Origin of the sequence: Pantoea sp. PNA 03-3 (genome assembly GCF_003201175.1) — a bacterium.
In the GTDB taxonomy this organism is placed as follows: Bacteria; Pseudomonadota; Gammaproteobacteria; order Enterobacterales; family Enterobacteriaceae; genus Pantoea; species Pantoea stewartii.
Genome location: NZ_QICO01000009.1, coordinates 17,832 through 35,285, shown reverse-complemented (window position 1 = coordinate 35,285; position 17,454 = coordinate 17,832). Strand labels below are relative to the sequence as shown.

Sequence of the window (17,454 nt, the reverse complement as noted above, 5' to 3'; positions counted from 1 at the left end):
TGCTGGAGAAGAGTAATGAAAACCACATTAACCTTTGCCGCCCTGAGTTTGGCTTCGCTCCTGTCCTTTGGTGCCCATGCCGCCAGCCCGGTAACAAATCAACAGGCGCAGGAAATGAACCTGCAGCCCCTGAATCAAACCATCACCGTCAGCGGCATCGACGGCGATCAGACGAATGTTCGCCAGGTTCTGTCTCAAAAGGCAGATGCCCAGGGTGCGGGTCACTATCGCGTCATTGAAAATAATCGCGACGATACGTTCCACGTTACCGCTGAACTTTATAAGTAATACATCGACGGCAATCGTGCCGCATCTGAAATTAATCGACAACCCGCTCTGTGTTTTGACTCCGTAGGTTGTTGACAGTTATGAGGAAATAAACATGAACATCAAAGCAACCATCGCAACAGTAAGTCTTCTTTCTGCTATGACATTCGGCGCTTCCGCTGCACAGCTGGTGACCGCCGAACAAGCACAGAACTTACAACCTGCCGGAACCGTAAGCATCAGCGGTGTAGCAGGCTCTCCGATTGATTATCGTGCTCAGCTGTCTCAAAAAGCTGATGAGCAAGGCGCAAGCGCGTACAAAATTATTGAAGCAAATACCGGTGACAGCTATCACCTCACCGCACAGCTTTATAAATAGTTCCTCGTCTGTTCATGACGAACCCTTTAGCCCCGGTCGCCGGGGCTTTTTTCTGTCTGAAACGGCGAGGCAGAACCTGACAGCCGTAAGGCGCAGGAAAACGGACATCGGCTAACGATCGCGCCAGCGGCACAACACTCAGGCGCGTTAAAAGACAGGAACTGGCTTGCGCATGAGGTGCTCTGACGCGAAATGGGTGACGTATTTAATGACAGAGTTGCGCTAAGTCGTCATCAGAGAGTGCTGTCATCTCGGCGACAACACGGGGATGCAAACCATTTTGCAGCATCGTGCGTGCGATCTTCAGCGCGGCCGCACGCTCTCCCTCGCTGCGTCCTTTCTCCAGACCACGTTGCTCACCGAGCTGAATGCCCTTTTCAATGCCTTTCTGCTCAAGCTGCTGTGCAATAGTCATCAATGCATCCTCATGTTGCGGTACTCGCTGTGCCAGCGTCCTGACGAAAATGTCGGCGTCGGCTGTTTCGCCTGCCTGCAAGAGATAGTGTACCAACGATATCACTTGCGATGAAGAGAGATATCCAGCCAGTAAGACGGGGGCCAGCTTATCGATGAGTTCTGTCAACTCTCTTTGATGTATATGCTTTTGCAGCAATGTTAAAGCCGCCATGCTGCGGTGACCGATAATGTCCTCATCCGGAATAACCGTCACGTCCACCAGCGGAAAAGCGTTGCCATACAGTTCACTGGCGAGCACGGGCATTGCAAACTCATCAAGCCAGCGGGTACTGTAAGGATACGGGCTACGTTTGCCGCTATAGAACAGAACCGGGATGACTAACGGTAGCCGTTTGTTCCCTGCGTCAAGATGCCGCTGCATTGCCGCAATGGCATAGCGCATCAGTCTGAACGCCATATGCTTATCCGGTGATGACTGGTGTTCGATTAAGACATGGATGTAGCCATCCTCTCTGCTTGTAGTTTTCATGCTATACAGCACATCGCTGAAATATTGCCGCAGATCCTCCTCCACAAAAGCACCCGATTCCAGTTTTAATGTATTCAGATCGCACAGGGCGAGCAGCGCTGCGGGAAGGTGCAGTTCCATAAAATCACGGGCAATCGTAGGCTGGGACAAAAATTGCCGGAAAGTCGCATCATGTGGCGTGGGCGTGCCTCTTTTACTTTTCATGTGACCTGTCCTTATGATTGGCGGGCAGAGTATCACGACCAGAAAAAGCGAGGCGTCAGTAAGCGTTAACGTTGCGAGGATGCTCGAGAAATAATGTTTACTTACGCGGACAAGGCATTAAGCCTGATGATCACAGCCGACCTTAGCGTGTTGAAGATGAGAGCACGTTAAACTGCAGTTGCCCTTCCAGTTCCTCCTCCGCCTCGTCGAACAGCAGAATCAAGGCACCGTAGCGCCGCTTCTGTCCCTGCCCCAGGTTCACAAACTCTATTTTGATGGGCAAAGGTAGCCCTCTGCAGACAATCACGTCCCACAATCCATCCAAATCGCAGATATAGCGCGCTTTCAGGGAAAAGCGTTCACAGAATTGCCGGAAGAAATGGGCCTGATCGACAATCTCATTAAAATCAAAACGCTCGACTCTCATACAGGTGACTCCTGTTATTCGTCGCTGGGCGGCCCGGTGCCGCCCAGATAGCCGTTTAACTTAAACCGCCAAGGTGCAGCGCTTTGACCTCAAGGTACTCTTCCATTCCCAGTACCGATCCTTCCCGGCCCAGTCCCGACGCTTTCACACCGCCGAAGGGGGCCAGCTCTGTCGAGACGGCACACTCATTGATGCCTATCATCCCACTTTCCAGCGCCGAGGAAACGCGGAAGACGCGTTGCAGATTCTGCGTATAGAAATACGCCGCCAGCCCGTATTCGGTTTGGTTCGCCCGACGAATAACCTCGTCTTCATCATCAAACCGGAAGCACGCCGCAACCGGGCCAAATGTTTCTTCCTGAGCCAGCTTCATGCCTTCATGCGCATCGACGATGACCGTAGGCTGCCAGAAATTGCCGCCCAGCGCATGTCGCTTACCGCCCGCGAGCACCTTGCCACCCTGGGCAACCGCATCGTTAACATGTTCTTCCACTTTTTCTAACGCCGAACGCTCAATTAACGGTCCGACAATGACGCCGCTGTCCATACCGTTACCCACTTTGAGTTTATTGACCTCATCTGCCAGTTGGGTTGTGAAACGCTCATAGATCGCATTATGAACAAAAAAACGGTTTACGCTGACGCACACCTGGCCCGCGTTACGGAATTTATTGGCGATAGCGCCCTGAACGGCAGCATCGATATCCGCATCCTCAAATACGATATAGGGCGCGTTGCCCCCCAGCTCCATCGACACTTTTTTCATGGTCTCGGCCGCATTGCGCATCAACGTTTTGCCCACCGCCGTCGAACCGGTGAACGAGATTTTACGTACGGCGTTGCTCGCCATAATCGCATCGCTGATAGCATGCGTATCCCCTGCCACGCCGTTAAGCACGCCGTCCGGGATACCAGCTTTCTTTGCCAAAGCCAGCAAGGCAAACGCAGAAAGTGGCGTATTGTTGGCAGGCTTGATGATCCCTGTACATCCAGCTGCCAACGCCGGACCTAACTTACGGGTCAACATGGCCATCGGGAAGTTCCACGGGGTGATCGCCGCTACAACACCAACGGGTTCCCGCGTGGCCAGGATACGTGATCCCGCTTTAGCAGGCGGAATGATTTCACCATTGGCTCGTTTGGCCTGCTCGGCAAACCACTGGATGAAACTGGCGGCGTACTCAACCTCGCCTTCCGCTTCTTTAAGCGGTTTGCCCTGCTCCGTTGTCATGAGCTCAGCAAGCCAGCGTTTGTTTTCAATGATTAACGTATACCAGCGGTAAAGCAGCGCTGAACGCGCTTTAGCCGTCTGCGCCCGCCAGGCGGGAAAGGCATCTTGTGCAGCCTTAATCGCGTCTTCGGTTTCCTTTTTACCGGCTTTCGCCACCTGAGCAACAACGTCCCCCGTTGCAGGATTGGTTACGTCAAAAGTCGACGTCGTCCTCAGCCACTGCCCGTTGACTAAATAGCCGGTCTGGAACAGTTCGCTGTCTTGCAGTGAAGAAGGCATCTGCGTTACTCCTGTCAGTTTGTTTTTACTTCAGGAAAGTATAGATGGCAAAAATGACAGGTCGGGGAAGGAAGGAAAGTGAAAGGGCCGCCAGCACGGCTGACGGCCCAAATTCAGATTTGGACGAGCGTATTTTGATACTTTGAAAGCATCTCAGACAGCCGTTTCACCGGCTCGGTAACACTGTCCGGTGCATCATAAAGGGCCAGCTTTTCCTGATAGACATCCAGCTCGCGCAGCAAGCGTTGGAAATAATAACGGCGCTTCTCATCACTACGGACGGCAATGATACGATCGGCCGTGTGCCGTAACTGGCGGTGGAAGGCGGAAAGCTCCGCATTAATCGGCACGTCTGCCGCACGCAATCGTTGATGTCCAATGATTAACGTCAGGGCGATGCGGTATTTGTCGATGTCGCCGGGAAACAGGTTAAGCAATAAGAAGAGCTGCTGGTACAATGCTGGCAAATGGTTTTCACGCCGGCGCGCCTTATTGGTTGTCATTGCCGACACCGCAGCATACATAAAGCGGTTAAGCAATTTACGTCCTGTTCGCGCTTTCGATTTATCACGGATCAGCAGAATCACCATTAAGGCAAGAAAACTCCCGATCCACTGCCCCAGTGCGTTATCGATAAAAACCGTAAAGTTGAACTGCATCGGATTATCCAGCACCAGGACGTTAATCGTACCGGCCATCGCGCCCAGCGTACCAATCTGGCGGCGTTGAATGAGAATGCCTGAAATAAAGCCCAGTAAACCGATGGCAATGCACAGCAGCAGAGCGCTTTGCTGCGTATTGGGCAAGATGTACATAAAATAAAGCGCCCCCAGCGGTATCGCGACCGTCATGCCATAAACGAAGTCTTTCGCCATCATGAGCGGATTAGGCATGCGCATCGCCAGGGCGGTAATCACGCCAAGCATGACCATACAGCCACTACCTGAAGTCCAGCCGGTATAGAGCCAGAATAATGAGCCCAGTGCCGTCGCCACAAACGTACGAATACCATTTATCATCGCATGGTGGGTTTCTGCCGAACGCGCCTGAATCACGACTTCTCGCTGGAGAATGCGCGCTTCCAGATCGGTAATACGACTATTACTCTTCACACCATGAATCAACAGCTGGTATTCCGTTGCGGCACTCATCCAACTCCCCAACGTTTCCGGCACGGTTTTACTGCTGGCAGCCATGAGTCGCCGCATCGTTTTCAGACGTTTATGCACATCTTCTGGCGTCGTGGCCTCTTTTTCCGTCAGCACGCGATACTGCGTGGGAATGTACTCAGGACGTGAGTTCTGAATCAAAAACGTTTCCGCCGCCTGTGTAATCAGCGTCAGCGATAGCGTGTTTAGCATCTGCAGACGGCGGCTGGTATTTTGCCAGCGTGACGACTCCATCATTAACTGGCTACGCATACTGCTCAGCGCCGTTGTGCGTCGTACCAGCGCACTCCAGGCTTTATCGACTTCCTCTTTGTCCTGATGCGCCACACACAGTTGCAGCAACCGGTAATGGGCCACCAGCAGCGACGTCACCTCGGCATCAATCACTTTTTTAATGGATCGCGGGGAAAAAATCATATCTGCCAGAATGGCGCAAAGGATGCCCAGGATAATTTCGCTACAGCGTTCCACCGCATATTGCGGAACCAGCGTAAGGCCGCCGCTGGCGTTTGCCGTGACCACGATAATTAATGCGGTATAGCCCGCGAGACCGAGCGCATAGGAATTTTCGACTTTAATCAGCGACGAAAGCCATACGCAAAAACCGGCCCAGATACAGCACAGCAACAGCATGACCACTGGCGCTCGCACAGTGGCAATCATGATAACCAGAGCGGCAACACAGCCAATTAAAGTACCGATAATACGCAGAAGACCGCGATAGCGTAATGCGCCAGAGTAGGGATCGCCTCCTGCCGCAAACGCCGTTCCCCCTGCAACAATCCCGGCGGTCATCACGGCCCAGCGCGGTGTTTCAAGGTTGAGGTGAAAGCCGATCATCAACGCTGCCACCAGCGCAAAGGTCAGCTTTATCGGGAAACGCAGAAATTCGATCATATCGCCCTCTTAACCAAACTCACGCAGGCGGTTAAAGAAGGACATCATGGGTGAAACCGCCTGGTGCGGACGATCCTCCGCGCCAGTAATCACCACGGTCGCCGTCGTGCCGGCAGGGAACTGATTACCAGGCTGCTGATCAAGTCGGATGCGGACCGGTACGCGCTGAGCCAGGCGAACCCATTCCAGATTAGACTGAACGGTTGCCATCCCCTTGCTGTCAACACTGCTACTGCTGTTGGTTACGCCTGCCGCAATGCTGTCCACGGTGCCACGTAAGGTGATGTTGCTGCCCAATGGCGTGATCTCTGCCCGAAAGCCCGGTCTGACGCCGTGCAGTTTGGTCTCTTCCAGATAGGCCAGCACATAAAAGGAGTGCTGCTGCACCAGGGCGACCGCAACCGAGCCGCGCGTAATGAATTCACCCTGGTAAACATTCAGGTTCGTCACCCAGCCGTCTGACGGTGCCTTAATCGTGGTCCGTTCCAGATCAATTTTCGCCAGATCGCGGGTCGCAACAGATTTCGCCAGCTGGTGTTCTGTGGTTTGCAAATCGTTATTGGATTGCTCGATGGCTTCACGCGACATCGCAGAGGTGCCGAGTTGGTTACGACGTCCGGCCTCACGGCGTTTTTCATTCACCAGCGCCTGGTAATATTCTACGTCCGCCTGGGCTTCATCCAGCGCCTTTTGATAGCGGGGACGATCGACAACAAACAGCGTATCGCCTTTTTTAACGAGCTGGTTGTCATGAACCGGCACATTCGTAATTAACCCAGTGACATCAGGAGAAATGGCCACCACGTCGGCTGCAAATCTGGCGTCACGCGTCCAGGGCGATTCGGTGTAGAACACCCAGGCACGGAATATGATGATAACGGCGATGATGACCAGCAGGATGGTGATCGCGTAACGCGCGATTTTTCTTATAAGCGTGTTCACGTAAACCTCAAACGAATAAACGGGATACTAAATAAAATACACAGCAGTAGAGAGCTGTATTGAAGAGTGCCGGGTGCCAGACAAGATCGTAAATACCACTGGGCGTCAGCACGCGTTTCACCAGCCAAAACAGCATAAGTGAAACGATGAGTTCGATAAAAATGGGCGGAAAAGAGAGCCCAAACATGACAAAGACCGGAAGTACACTCATTAAAAATCCTTAGTTCGACACGGCCGGGATAGTCCACCGCCTTGATCGACGCAAAAGCCTGCGCCCTAAGCCACATCTGAACTACGGCTGGCTTAATAATAGCGTATCATCGGGTGTTTTCAGGTAATGAAGCGTCGCCAGGTGATACCCCGGTACGCTTATAGTAACGCGCTTAACTATACGTTTTCTACTGAATGTGATCTAAATCACTTTTTAGCCAGAGTAAACAATGGAACGACTTAAAGGTATGTCGATATTTGCCAAAGTGGTTGAATTAGGTTCTTTCACGGCGGCCGCACGACAGCTTCATCTCAGCGTGTCATCCATCAGCCAGATAATCGCCAGGCTGGAAGATGCCCTTCAGGTTAAGTTACTCAATCGCAGCACACGCAGCATCGGCCTGACCGAAGCGGGGAAAATTTACTATCAGGGTTGCCGCCGCATGCTGGCTGAAGCCAGCCAGGTACATGAGCAGTTATATGCGTTTAATAATACGCCTGTCGGGGTGTTACGGATTGGCAGTTCCTCCACGATGGCGCAGAACGTCCTGGCCGGCATGACCAGTGATATGTTGCGTGACTATCCCGGCCTGAGTGTCAATCTTGTCACCGGCATTCCTGCCCCCGATTTAATCGCCGATGGCCTGGACGTGGTTATTCGGGTGGGCGCATTGAAAGATTCCAGTCTGTTTTCACGCAGGCTGGGGGCAATGCCCATGGTGGTGTGTGCCGCTAAATCCTACCTGGCGCAGCATGGAACACCCGAAAAACCGGCAGACATTACAAAATTCGCCTGGCTGGAATACAGCGTTCGCCCCGACAACAATTTTGAATTGATTGCACCCGAAGGCCTTGTGACTCGTTTGTCACCTCAGGGGCGTTTCGTCACCAATGACTCCCAGACGTTAATTCGCTGGCTTAAGGCAGGGAACGGCATCGCCTATGTCCCTATGATGTGGGTGGCAGATGAGATCAAGAGCGGAGAGATCGATATTTTATTCCCACACTATCAATCCGACCCGCGTCCGGTTTATGCGTTATACACCGAAAAAGACAAGCTGCCGCTGAAAGTTCAGGTCTGTATCGACTACCTGACGCACTACTTTGAACAGGTTGCCGAGCAGTACAAGCAGCACCGAAAGACATAGCCCTTCGCCTTTAGCAAGGTGCAGAACAGGGCATCACAAAGGTGTGGGGCAGGACTTTAAACAGGCATCATTTACGGCAGAGACAGGAAAATCGCGCCAGCGTTTACTGAATGGGGCGCCTTCAGGATGTAATAGTAGCGCACTAAAAAAACCCGCCAGCAGGCGGGTTTGTCAGGCTAATCAGGCGGTGCCGCCGATAGTCAGCTTGTCCAGCTTGAGCGTAGGCTGGCCCACGCCAACCGGCAGACTCTGGCCTTCTTTACCGCACACGCCAACGCCTTTATCGAGCGCCAGATCGTTGCCAACCATAGAGATTTGCTGCATTGCCTCAATACCGGAGCCGATCAATGTCGCCCCTTTTACCGGTTTGGTGACTTTGCCTTTCTCAATCAGATAGGCTTCGGACGTGGAGAACACAAATTTACCCGACGTAATATCGACCTGGCCGCCACCAAAATTAGGCGCATACAACCCGTATTCCACACTTTCAATAATGTCCTGCGGCGTCGATTTACCCGCCAGCATGTAGGTGTTGGTCATACGAGGCATTGGCAGGTGCGCATAAGATTCGCGACGACCGTTTCCGGTAGGATTCACGCCCATCAGCCGGGCATTCAGCTTGTCCTGCATGTAGCCTTTCAATACGCCATTTTCAATCAGTACGTTGTACTGTCCGGGTACGCCTTCATCGTCAATAGCCAGTGAACCGCGTAATCCCTCGATCGTGCCATCATCAACCACCGTACAAAGGTCAGACGCCACCAGTTGGCCCATCTTACCGCTAAAAACGGAGGTTCCACGGCGATTGAAGTCGCCTTCCAGACCATGACCTACCGCTTCATGCAGCAGCACGCCTGGCCAGCCCGCCCCCAGCACCACCGGTAAAGCGCCTGCAGGCGCAGCCACTGCGGAAAGATTGACCAGTGCCATGCGTACCGCTTCGCGTGCCCAGGCATCAGCGCGCACATCGCCATTTTCATCAGCGAGGAAAAACGCGTAACCAGTACGCGCACCGCCACCGCTGGTACCCCGTTCGCGTTTGCCTTGATCTTCCACCTGAACGCTGATGGACAGACGCACCAGCGGACGCACATCGGCGGCCAGGGTACCATCGGTTGCCGCCACCAGGACCTGCTCATATACGCCGGTCAGGCTGGCATTCACTTCCTGAACCCGTGGGTCAGCAGCCCGCGCAACCTGGTCAACACGATGTAACAGGGCGATTTTGTCTTCACGGCTGAGGCTGCCAAGCGGATCGACAGGCGCATAGAGCGCGCGGTTGACGACGGCTGACAGCGTGTGCGCCTTGCCATTCCCCTGCTCGCGTACGATGCTGCGGGCCGCTTCTGATGACAGACGCAGGGCATTCATTGTGATCTGATCGGCATAGGCGAAGCCGGTTTTTTCGCCGCTGACGGCGCGGACACCCACGCCCTGATCGATATGGTAGGAACCATCTTTAATGATTTTATCTTCCAGAACCCAGGATTCGTGGAAGCTGGACTGAAAATAAAGATCGGCATAGTCCAGACGACGTTCTGAAAGCTGCCCTAACAGGGAAAAAAGGTCCTGCTGATTAATGTTGTTAGCAGTTAGCAACTGCTCACTTACCAGATTCAGAGTCATCGTTTCTCACTCAATATGTGCTCGGATATTCATAGCCTGAGGCAATTATGTTACGCCGTCAAATATCACTTGTTATAGGTTTCGCGTGGCTTACGCATAACCTCGTCAATTTTGGGCTTATCGAGCGGGCCGCTGATGTGATAGCGCAGCACAGAAATTTTACTCCAGAGCGGCCCCAGAACCTTACTGGCCGCGAATACCGCGGCCCCGACGACCGGGTTAATCGCGAACGCGGTGGCGACACCAACGGAGGCGGAAATTTCCGGGGTAACTATGGCTTCCATATCAATCCGTCGCTTCACAAGATCCATATTGCCTTGCATGGCGATATCCGCCTCCAGCCCATCGACTGACAGGTTATCAGTACGGATGACGCCATCTTCAATCCAGGCGGTACCATTGATTGAATCGAAATAGAAACCCTGTTTAAAAGTATCACTGAAGTCGAAACGCAGTTTACGTAGCAGTGCATCAAAACTGAGCAGGCGCAAAATCTGCCCCGCCGCACCGGTATCCACATCCGTTATCTGGCCTTTACCAAAGTGTGTTTTCAGTGTGCCGCTCAGCGTTTCCGCTGATGGCTGCCAGGGTGCAGCGCGCCAGTGCAGGTCATAGTTAATTTTGAAAGGTGCATCGCGTAATGGCGTATTTACGCCGAACCAGTTGGTTGCGTTATTGATGTTGCTGCCCTGCAAGGTGCCTTTCAGCGAGGTACGCTGGTCGTTGGGCCGGTTAACCCATTCGCCCTGAATATTCAGACGCGAACTGCCTGTATCCACCAAGCCATTAGTAAGTGCTAACGTACTTCCTTTAGGTTGCAGCCCGGCGGAAACGCGCCCGTATTTTTGTCCCATCAGCCAGCATTCTGCACACTGAAACTGCACCGCAGGCCACTTGCTAAAGTCAAGCTGATCGCTTTTTTGCCCCAGTGGCGAAGCCGCGGTATTCTTTCCGTCAGCGCCCTGCCAGTCGGGATTGTAATAAAGATAATCCAGAGCAACCTGCCACGCTGCTGACGGCGAGGTCGTAAGCTGGCCACGTAACTCTTTGGCATTAACCTTCACCTGGGTTTTACCGCCCATTTCCTGGGTGACGGTGGTATCCACGTCATGCCACTCTTGCCCTGCCAGACTGACAGCGGGGCTACGTAAGATAATATTGCCTGGCAACGTTGCCCCGCCCACCTTATGCTCACCCGACGGGCTGGCCGCTCCGCCTTCGCCCGCCATCAGGAGTGCCGCCCAGGCTTCGCCATCGAGCGCAGGCAAATTCAGCACCATGCCTGAACGATCCGGCAGCGCCGGTGTGGTTTTGGTGTCGTTAAGCCAGATGCCTCGCTCAACGCGCAGCGTGGGCTCCAGCAGCCAGCGGCTGTTAAACCGGTGCCGCTCGTCAACGCTGCCGCTCAGATCGAAATGCGTTAAGTCGCCGTTTGCATTAACGGTAACCGGCAGGCTCTCGCCAGCCTTTTTGTCGAGTGGCGGAGGTAAGCGACTACTTACTTCCTTACCGTCTCCTTTGAGTTGCACGGCATAATGCGCACCGCCCTTGTGAGGCAAGGTGACGTTTACCTCACCTTGCCACGGAAGATGACCGGCCAGTTGGCTGCTAATCTGTCGGGGTATGTCAGTGATTTTTGCCAGTTGCCAGTCCGCCTGTAATTTGACGTTCACGCCAAAATCGTCAGGATTCTCCTGCGTCGTGAAGCTGACATCGATCGGCTGTCCAAACCAGTTGGCCTGCAGCGTATCGCTTTCGAGATTGCCGTTGTTATAGCGGAACTGCCCCGTCAAATGGGTCATTGTGGTATTCAGGGGTTTGATATGCAGGCTGTTGTTATTCATCTGCACATCCCCGCTGGCGTGAACATCTTTGCCATTCAATGGAATATCCAGCTTGAGATGACCTTTGGTCAGGCCTTTGACCTGGAGCTGTTCCAGTGCCGCTCCCAGCGACGATTTGAGCGGCGTGTGCTGGAAGTACTCACCGATTTGCTGCCCGTCACCGCTGATATCGCCATTAATAATCAGCTTTTCCTTCAGGTAATCCGGGATGACGGCGCTGACATTGCGGGCATCGACTTCACCCAGTTTCGCCAGTGGCGCATTCATCCACAGGCCGTCATTCAGGAAGTTAAGATAGATATCAAGATTGCTGAGATCGGGCCAGCCCGGCTGGAACGCATAGGTTGCCTGGCGTAACGGCACCCAAACCTGGAACATCCCGTCGTTGTGCTGGAAGGGAAAAAGCGCTGGATTACCGTTAAACAGCAGCGTGGCATTACTGACCTTGCCGCCTTTAATCGCACCGCTTAAATAGTGTGTCAGCGAGTGGCCCATTATCGGTGTCGGAAAATAGCGCCACGCATCACCAGCGTTCGTGACGTTAATGCCGGCCAGAATATTCAGTTGAGGTTGCGCATCACTGTTTTGCTGATAGCGGAAATCGCCGTGCGCCCAAAGGGAACGGGCCTGAATGTCAAGGTCGTGACCCGCCAGCGTCAGCCCCTGCTTATCCTGCGTCCAGTTAAGGTTGCCGGTGATCTGTTTGATCTCCAGCGGTGCCTGGAACATATCACCATAAGGCACCGTAGCCTGCCCCATCGCAATTGCGGCTTGCCCATCGTTCAGGCTGCCTGTCGCCTCACCATTAAGATGGCTGATGCCGGGAACCAGCTTCCAGTACTGCCAGCTAAAATCACGCCACTTTACCTGAAAGCGGGTCTGCTCGGGTTGTGCTAAGGGAATATCTAACGCAAGCCCATCAATCGTGCCCCGCGGCCGCAATGCACGCCAGTTATCAAACAGCGCAGGTGAGAGAGGCGCAAAAAGCGGCACCAGCGGCGCGATGCGATCTAATGCTAACTGCGTCGCACGAACGCGGACTTCGGCCTCGCTGTTGCTGCCCAGCATCTGCTCGTCCTGCGGTTGCCAGAACAGCGAAAAATGACCAGCAGGCCACGCATTGCCGTCTGTGCTGAGTTTGGTTTGCGGCACCGTTACCACCCAGCCATTTTTATAACGCGAAAGGTGCGCCGTCAGACCATCAACGTTGAGAGTATGGGGACCGCTCTCGCCCTGCCAGCTTGCGCCGCCTTGACTTAACAACAGGTCGCCAGCGTAGATATCACCATCACGCAGAGTGACCCAGGCTGCCAGGCTAAACCGGGCGCTGTCCAGACGGGTGTTATCCCGCACCCAGCGGCCCAGCCAGGGGCGCATATCCACGTCATCAGCCTGCATCCAGATGCGACCGTCGTTGAGTAAGCCTTCGTTATCGTTCAGGTCGAGACGGACCTGCACAACACCGTGCTGTCCGGTAAAACTCGACAGGCTGACCTCACCTTCTGCGCGATGTCGGGTATGTTCGTTCAGCCAGGTGAGTTTAGGAATAGCCAGTTCAGCATGCTGACCGGATGGCGTGATAAAACCAATCGTGCTGTCGCGCAGATCGAAGTGATCGAACTGGCGTAAAAACAGATCGTTGATCTGGGTGAGCCTGAAGCTGTGCTTCTCGTTGTCACTGGTCAGGAGAGGCTGAGTGCTGTTAAAGTGCAACTGCCAGAACGTCAGATCGCGGAACTGCCAGCGCCAGTGGAGCAATGACTGCCAGACGTCCAGCGCAACGGTAATACGCGCGATCGAGAGCGTCCCCGTTTGTTTCATGTCCACGTTCAGGTCACGGATTTGCAGCGTGGGCCCAAAATTTTCCCACTTGCCCTTCAGCTGGCTGGCGTTAACATTGGCACCGCTGACATCAGAAACAAACTCTAAGACCTGACTACGATAGTTATCGAGGTGCGGCATCGCCAGACGCAGCGCACTGACCAGCAGCGCCACAATCACAATGACTGTCGCGAGCAGCAGTAACATCACTCTTGGCAACTGCCTCACTCACACCTCTCCTTGTCTACCGTTAACGACGGATGGTTGCTGCTCATACCCGGCGTCTTATGACATAAGCGGTATGGGGCCACATTTTACCCTAAAATGTGCGGCCAGACATCGTGAGCCTGACCGGCCAGCACTACATCATGACCACATCGAACTGTTCCTGAGTATAGAGCGCTTCAACATGCACCTTTACCTGCTTGCCGACAAACAGCTCCACTTCCGCCAGCGCATGGGACTCATCCGTTTTCAACGCTTCGCCCACCGTCGGCGACACGTAGACCAGGAAACGGTCAGAATCATAAGCATGATGAACACGAACAATTTCACGCATAATTTCGTAGCACACCGTTTCGACGGTCTTCAGTGTGCCGCGCCCTTTACACACCGGGCAATCCTCACACAGCACGTGTTCGATACTTTCGCGCGTACGCTTGCGCGTCATTTCCACCAGCCCTAAGGCGGAAAACCCGCTGATGCCCGTCTTCACTCTGTCTTTACTGAGCGCGGTTTCCAGCGAATGCAGCACTCGACGGCGATGATCTTCATTACTCATATCAATGAAGTCGATAATGATGATGCCGCCAAGGTTACGTAGCCTCAGTTGGCGGGCGATCGCCTGTGTCGCTTCCACATTGGTGTTAAAAATAGTTTCATCAAGGTTTCGGTGTCCGACAAAGGCACCGGTGTTGATGTCGATTGTCGTCATCGCTTCAGTTTGGTCGATGATGAGGTATCCGCCAGATTTCAGTTCAACTTTACGTTCCAGTGAGCGCTGAATCTCGTTCTCAACATCAAACAGATCAAAGATGGGCTGTTTTCCATTGTAAAGCTCGAGCTTGCTGGACATCTCCGGGATGTATTCGCTGGTGAATTCCTTGAGGAGATCGCAGGTCAGGCGCGAATCGACACGAATGCGATCCAGCGCTGCGCCCGCAAAATCGCGCAGAATACGCTGCGCCAGCGCCAGCTCACCATAGAGTAGACAACGGGTTTGATTGCGCTTTTTCCGCTCGCTGACTTTGGTCCAGAGCCGTTTCAGAAACGCAGCATCCTGCGCCAGCTCTTCTTCGCCAATGCCTTCCGCGGCGGTGCGGATGATGAAACCGCCCAGGTCGTCACAGTAGTCGGCCACGACGGCTTTAAGCCGTTCACGCTCTTTTTCACTGGCAATGCGTTGTGAAACGCCAACGTGTGAAGCGCCGGGCATAAACACCAGGTAGCGCGAGGGCAACGTGATATCTGTGGTTAGCCGCGCGCCTTTGGTGCCGAGGGGATCTTTCACCACCTGCACCACGAGATCCTGTCCCTGACGCACCAGCTCCGCGATATCACGTACCACGAAATTTTTCTTTTCGTCGCCCGCAACGCATTCTGTATGCGGCATGATGTCGGACGCATGCAGGAAGGCCGCTTTATCAAGCCCGATATCCACAAATGCCGCCTGCATGCCAGGCAAAACCCGGCTGACGCGCCCTTTGTAAATATTACCGACGATGCCCCGCCGGGCTTCGCGCTCAATGTGAATTTCCTGCAGGATACCGCCATCAATGTAGGCGACGCGCGTTTCAGCAGGCGTAACGTTAACCAGTAGTTCTGCCGTCATGTTAACCCCTTACGGCACGCAGTGACTGGAACTGGTCGATCAGTTCCGCGGTCTCAACCAACGGTAATCCGACGACTGCGTGATAACTTCCATTGATTTTACGAACAAAGTTTCCGCCCTTTCCCTGAATACCGTAAGCGCCTGCTTTATCCATAGGTTCACCTGTGGCGATGTACTCATTGATGTCGTGTGCGGTTAAGTTACGAAACGTCACCTCGGTGACCACCAGACAGTCCAGCACCTGCTGACGATCGGCCAGCGCGATAGCCGTCATGACCTGATGCGTTTTTCCCGAGAGTTTACTAAGCATCGCGCTGGCATGGTCGGCATCGTGGGGCTTTTCCAGCACCTCGCCATTGAGCACCACGATGGTGTCGGCACCCAGCACCGGTAAGTCTTGCCGGGCAACCGTGACGCCCGCTTTAGCTTTGTCATGCGCCAGGCGTCGAACATAGCCCTCCGCCGTTTCACCGGGCTGACGTTGCTCTTCAACATCAGTGACAAGACGCTCGAAGGTGATGCCAAGCTGGCTCAGCAGTTCACGTCGGCGGGGAGACGCGGAGGCCAGATACAGGGTTACCATAAATTTCCTTATTGAACAGCGAACTGACGGCGGATCTTTCTCATCAATAAGAATAGCCACGGCCAGAGAATCCCGTCGACAACACTGCTCCAGAAAATTTCAGGGCGGAATGAGACGTTGATCACCAGAAACTCTGCCCAGAAGACGATCACATCCATTGCTAATGACAGCACCATAACCATTAACGCCTGCTGCCACAATGCTAAGTTACGGAATAACTGGAATTTAAACGCAACCAGATAGGCGATAATGCTGAGCGCCAGTGCGCGAACGCCCAACGTCGAACCGGCGATTAAATCCATAATCGCCCCCAGCAGAAAACCGCTGCCCACATTCACGCGATGCGGCAGCGCCAGCACCCAATACACCAGAATCAACAATAGCCACGATGGCCGGAACATATAGATCTGTTCCGGCCATGGCATGATTTGCAGAATAAACGCCATCAGAAAGGACAGCCAGATCACCCATCGTCCCTGGCTGCGATATCGACTCAATTCTGGCCTCCGCGTGAGCGGGAAGCGGCATCCTGCGAACGACTTTCGCTGCTGCCCGAAGCGGGTGTGGTAGTCTGTGTGGTGGGCGCAGGCGGCCCCATTTCGCCGGCAGGCGGCAGCACCTGCGGCATCATTTGCATCAGGCGCTCGTTCGCGACCCGATGCACTTCATCAGGCGCCATAGGCATATCACCATTATGATCGGCTCCCCAAAGCAGCAGCAAATAGCGCAGACGTTGCAGACCCGCAGTAGGATGTGCCTGAATCACGGTATAAGCGCGTTGCGTATCCACTTTTACCGAGGACACGACACCGACAGGATAGCCTTCAGGGAAGCGGCCACCTAAGCCTGAGGTGACTAACACATCGCCCACGCGAATATCGGTATTGCCTGGCAGATGTTCCAGTTGTAAATCTTCCGTACAGCCATTGCCCGCCGCAATGACACGAATATCATTACGCAGTACCTGAATGGGTAGCGCATGTGATGCATCACAAATGAGCAGAACGCGGCTGGTAAACTGACCGACAGCGATGACCTGGCCCACAACCCCTTTATCACTGATGACCGGCTGACCTTCATATACGCCATTGGCGCTGCCTTTATCAATCACGACCTGATCGGTATAGGGATCGGTACCGGTGGAGATCACCTGGGTCACCATCTTATGCTCGTCCTGACGCAGAGGTGAACCCAGCAATTCGCGCAGGCGTGCATTCTCCTGCTTGTATTGCCCCAGCATGAGCAGGTCGCTGTTTTTCAGAAACAGCTCCCGACGTAACGCTTTATTTTCCAGCTCAAGCTGCTGGCGTGAAGCCAGCGTATCTGACACGCCATCCAGAAGTTGACGCGGGCCGTTGGCCAGGAAGTAAAACGGACTGACCGATGTGTCCAGATAGTTGCGTATTTGCGTAAATGAACTCACGCGACTATCTGCGATGATGATGGCAATCGCCACAATCACCGCCAGAAAGAGACGCAATTGCAGAGAAGGGCCTCTGCTAAAAATCGGCTTCATATAATCTGCGTGTTCCTCGACTACAAGGTAAGAAAGTACGGACGTACCGCACTTTCCTGGGCTGGACACATCATACCGATGCACGCAGCGCCGGTTTACACGCTACTCCCTGCGCACTGTTACGACGGTCTCAG

Annotated in this window: 15 protein-coding genes; 3 read left to right on the top strand and 12 right to left on the bottom strand. The window is 53.8% G+C overall.

Annotated elements, in window-relative coordinates; all coding sequences use genetic code 11:
• Nucleotides 1-15: 15 nt before the first annotated feature.
• Both C7433_RS19645 and yhcN read left to right on the top strand, forming a co-directional pair.
• Complete coding sequence (locus tag C7433_RS19645; RefSeq protein WP_006120964.1) at nucleotides 16-288, top strand: YdgH/BhsA/McbA-like domain containing protein; 273 nt, start codon at nucleotides 16-18, stop codon at nucleotides 286-288.
• 94 nt (nucleotides 289-382) lie between these two features.
• A complete protein-coding gene (gene yhcN / locus C7433_RS19640) occupies nucleotides 383-646 on the top strand; it encodes a peroxide/acid stress response protein YhcN (RefSeq protein WP_006120965.1) in 264 nt (87 codons plus the stop codon).
• Nucleotides 647-851: 205 nt separating this feature from the next.
• On the opposite strand, the gene C7433_RS19635 is transcribed toward yhcN, so the two are convergent.
• From C7433_RS19635 to aaeX, 6 genes are all read right to left on the bottom strand, one after another.
• Nucleotides 852-1,796, bottom strand: a complete 945-nt coding sequence (locus tag C7433_RS19635; RefSeq protein ID WP_033740054.1) for an Rpn family recombination-promoting nuclease/putative transposase — start codon at nucleotides 1,794-1,796, stop codon at nucleotides 852-854.
• Between the two features lie 142 nt (nucleotides 1,797-1,938).
• A complete protein-coding gene (locus tag C7433_RS19630; RefSeq protein WP_033740055.1) occupies nucleotides 1,939-2,223 on the bottom strand; it encodes a hypothetical protein in 285 nt (94 codons plus the stop codon).
• A 55-nt stretch (nucleotides 2,224-2,278) separates the two neighbouring features.
• Nucleotides 2,279-3,733 (bottom strand): NAD-dependent succinate-semialdehyde dehydrogenase, encoded by a 1,455-nt coding sequence (locus C7433_RS19625; RefSeq protein WP_039341745.1) that lies wholly within the window; start codon nucleotides 3,731-3,733, stop codon nucleotides 2,279-2,281.
• Between the two features lie 113 nt (nucleotides 3,734-3,846).
• Nucleotides 3,847-5,799 (bottom strand): p-hydroxybenzoic acid efflux pump subunit AaeB, encoded by a 1,953-nt coding sequence (gene aaeB, locus C7433_RS19620; RefSeq protein ID WP_039341742.1) that lies wholly within the window; start codon nucleotides 5,797-5,799, stop codon nucleotides 3,847-3,849.
• 9 nt (nucleotides 5,800-5,808) lie between these two features.
• The gene (aaeA, locus tag C7433_RS19615; protein WP_110268754.1) at nucleotides 5,809-6,741 is read right to left on the bottom strand and encodes a p-hydroxybenzoic acid efflux pump subunit AaeA; all 933 of its coding nucleotides are present in this window, start codon (nucleotides 6,739-6,741) and stop codon (nucleotides 5,809-5,811) included.
• A 7-nt stretch (nucleotides 6,742-6,748) separates the two neighbouring features.
• A complete protein-coding gene (gene aaeX, locus C7433_RS19610) occupies nucleotides 6,749-6,952 on the bottom strand; it encodes a p-hydroxybenzoic acid efflux pump operon protein AaeX (RefSeq protein ID WP_006120970.1) in 204 nt (67 codons plus the stop codon).
• Between the two features lie 229 nt (nucleotides 6,953-7,181).
• Between aaeX and aaeR the strand changes: the two genes are divergently transcribed.
• Nucleotides 7,182-8,099 carry an HTH-type transcriptional activator AaeR gene (gene aaeR / locus C7433_RS19605; protein ID WP_006120971.1) on the top strand — a complete coding sequence of 306 codons (918 nt, stop codon included), beginning with the start codon at nucleotides 7,182-7,184 and terminating at the stop codon, nucleotides 8,097-8,099.
• 180 nt (nucleotides 8,100-8,279) lie between these two features.
• Here aaeR and tldD read toward each other — a convergent pair whose 3' ends face one another.
• The 6 genes from tldD to mreC form a co-directional block, all read right to left on the bottom strand.
• Nucleotides 8,280-9,725 (bottom strand): metalloprotease TldD, encoded by a 1,446-nt coding sequence (gene tldD, locus C7433_RS19600; RefSeq protein WP_006120972.1) that lies wholly within the window; start codon nucleotides 9,723-9,725, stop codon nucleotides 8,280-8,282.
• Between the two features lie 65 nt (nucleotides 9,726-9,790).
• Nucleotides 9,791-13,618 carry an AsmA2 domain-containing protein YhdP gene (yhdP, locus tag C7433_RS19595; protein ID WP_110268753.1) on the bottom strand — a complete coding sequence of 1,276 codons (3,828 nt, stop codon included), beginning with the start codon at nucleotides 13,616-13,618 and terminating at the stop codon, nucleotides 9,791-9,793.
• 133 nt (nucleotides 13,619-13,751) lie between these two features.
• Complete coding sequence (gene rng / locus C7433_RS19590; protein ID WP_033740062.1) at nucleotides 13,752-15,221, bottom strand: ribonuclease G; 1,470 nt, start codon at nucleotides 15,219-15,221, stop codon at nucleotides 13,752-13,754.
• A 1-nt stretch (nucleotide 15,222) separates the two neighbouring features.
• The gene (locus tag C7433_RS19585) at nucleotides 15,223-15,804 is read right to left on the bottom strand and encodes a nucleoside triphosphate pyrophosphatase (RefSeq protein ID WP_006120975.1); all 582 of its coding nucleotides are present in this window, start codon (nucleotides 15,802-15,804) and stop codon (nucleotides 15,223-15,225) included.
• An 8-nt stretch (nucleotides 15,805-15,812) separates the two neighbouring features.
• Nucleotides 15,813-16,301: a rod shape-determining protein MreD gene (mreD, locus tag C7433_RS19580; RefSeq protein WP_006120976.1), complete on the bottom strand. Its 489-nt coding sequence runs from the start codon at nucleotides 16,299-16,301 to the stop codon at nucleotides 15,813-15,815.
• On the bottom strand, nucleotides 16,298-17,320 hold the full coding sequence (gene mreC, locus C7433_RS19575) for a rod shape-determining protein MreC (protein ID WP_006120977.1): 1,023 nt from the start codon (nucleotides 17,318-17,320) through the stop codon (nucleotides 16,298-16,300). Before mreC ends, mreD begins: the two co-directional genes overlap by 4 nt.
• Between the last annotated feature and the right edge of the window lie 134 nt (nucleotides 17,321-17,454).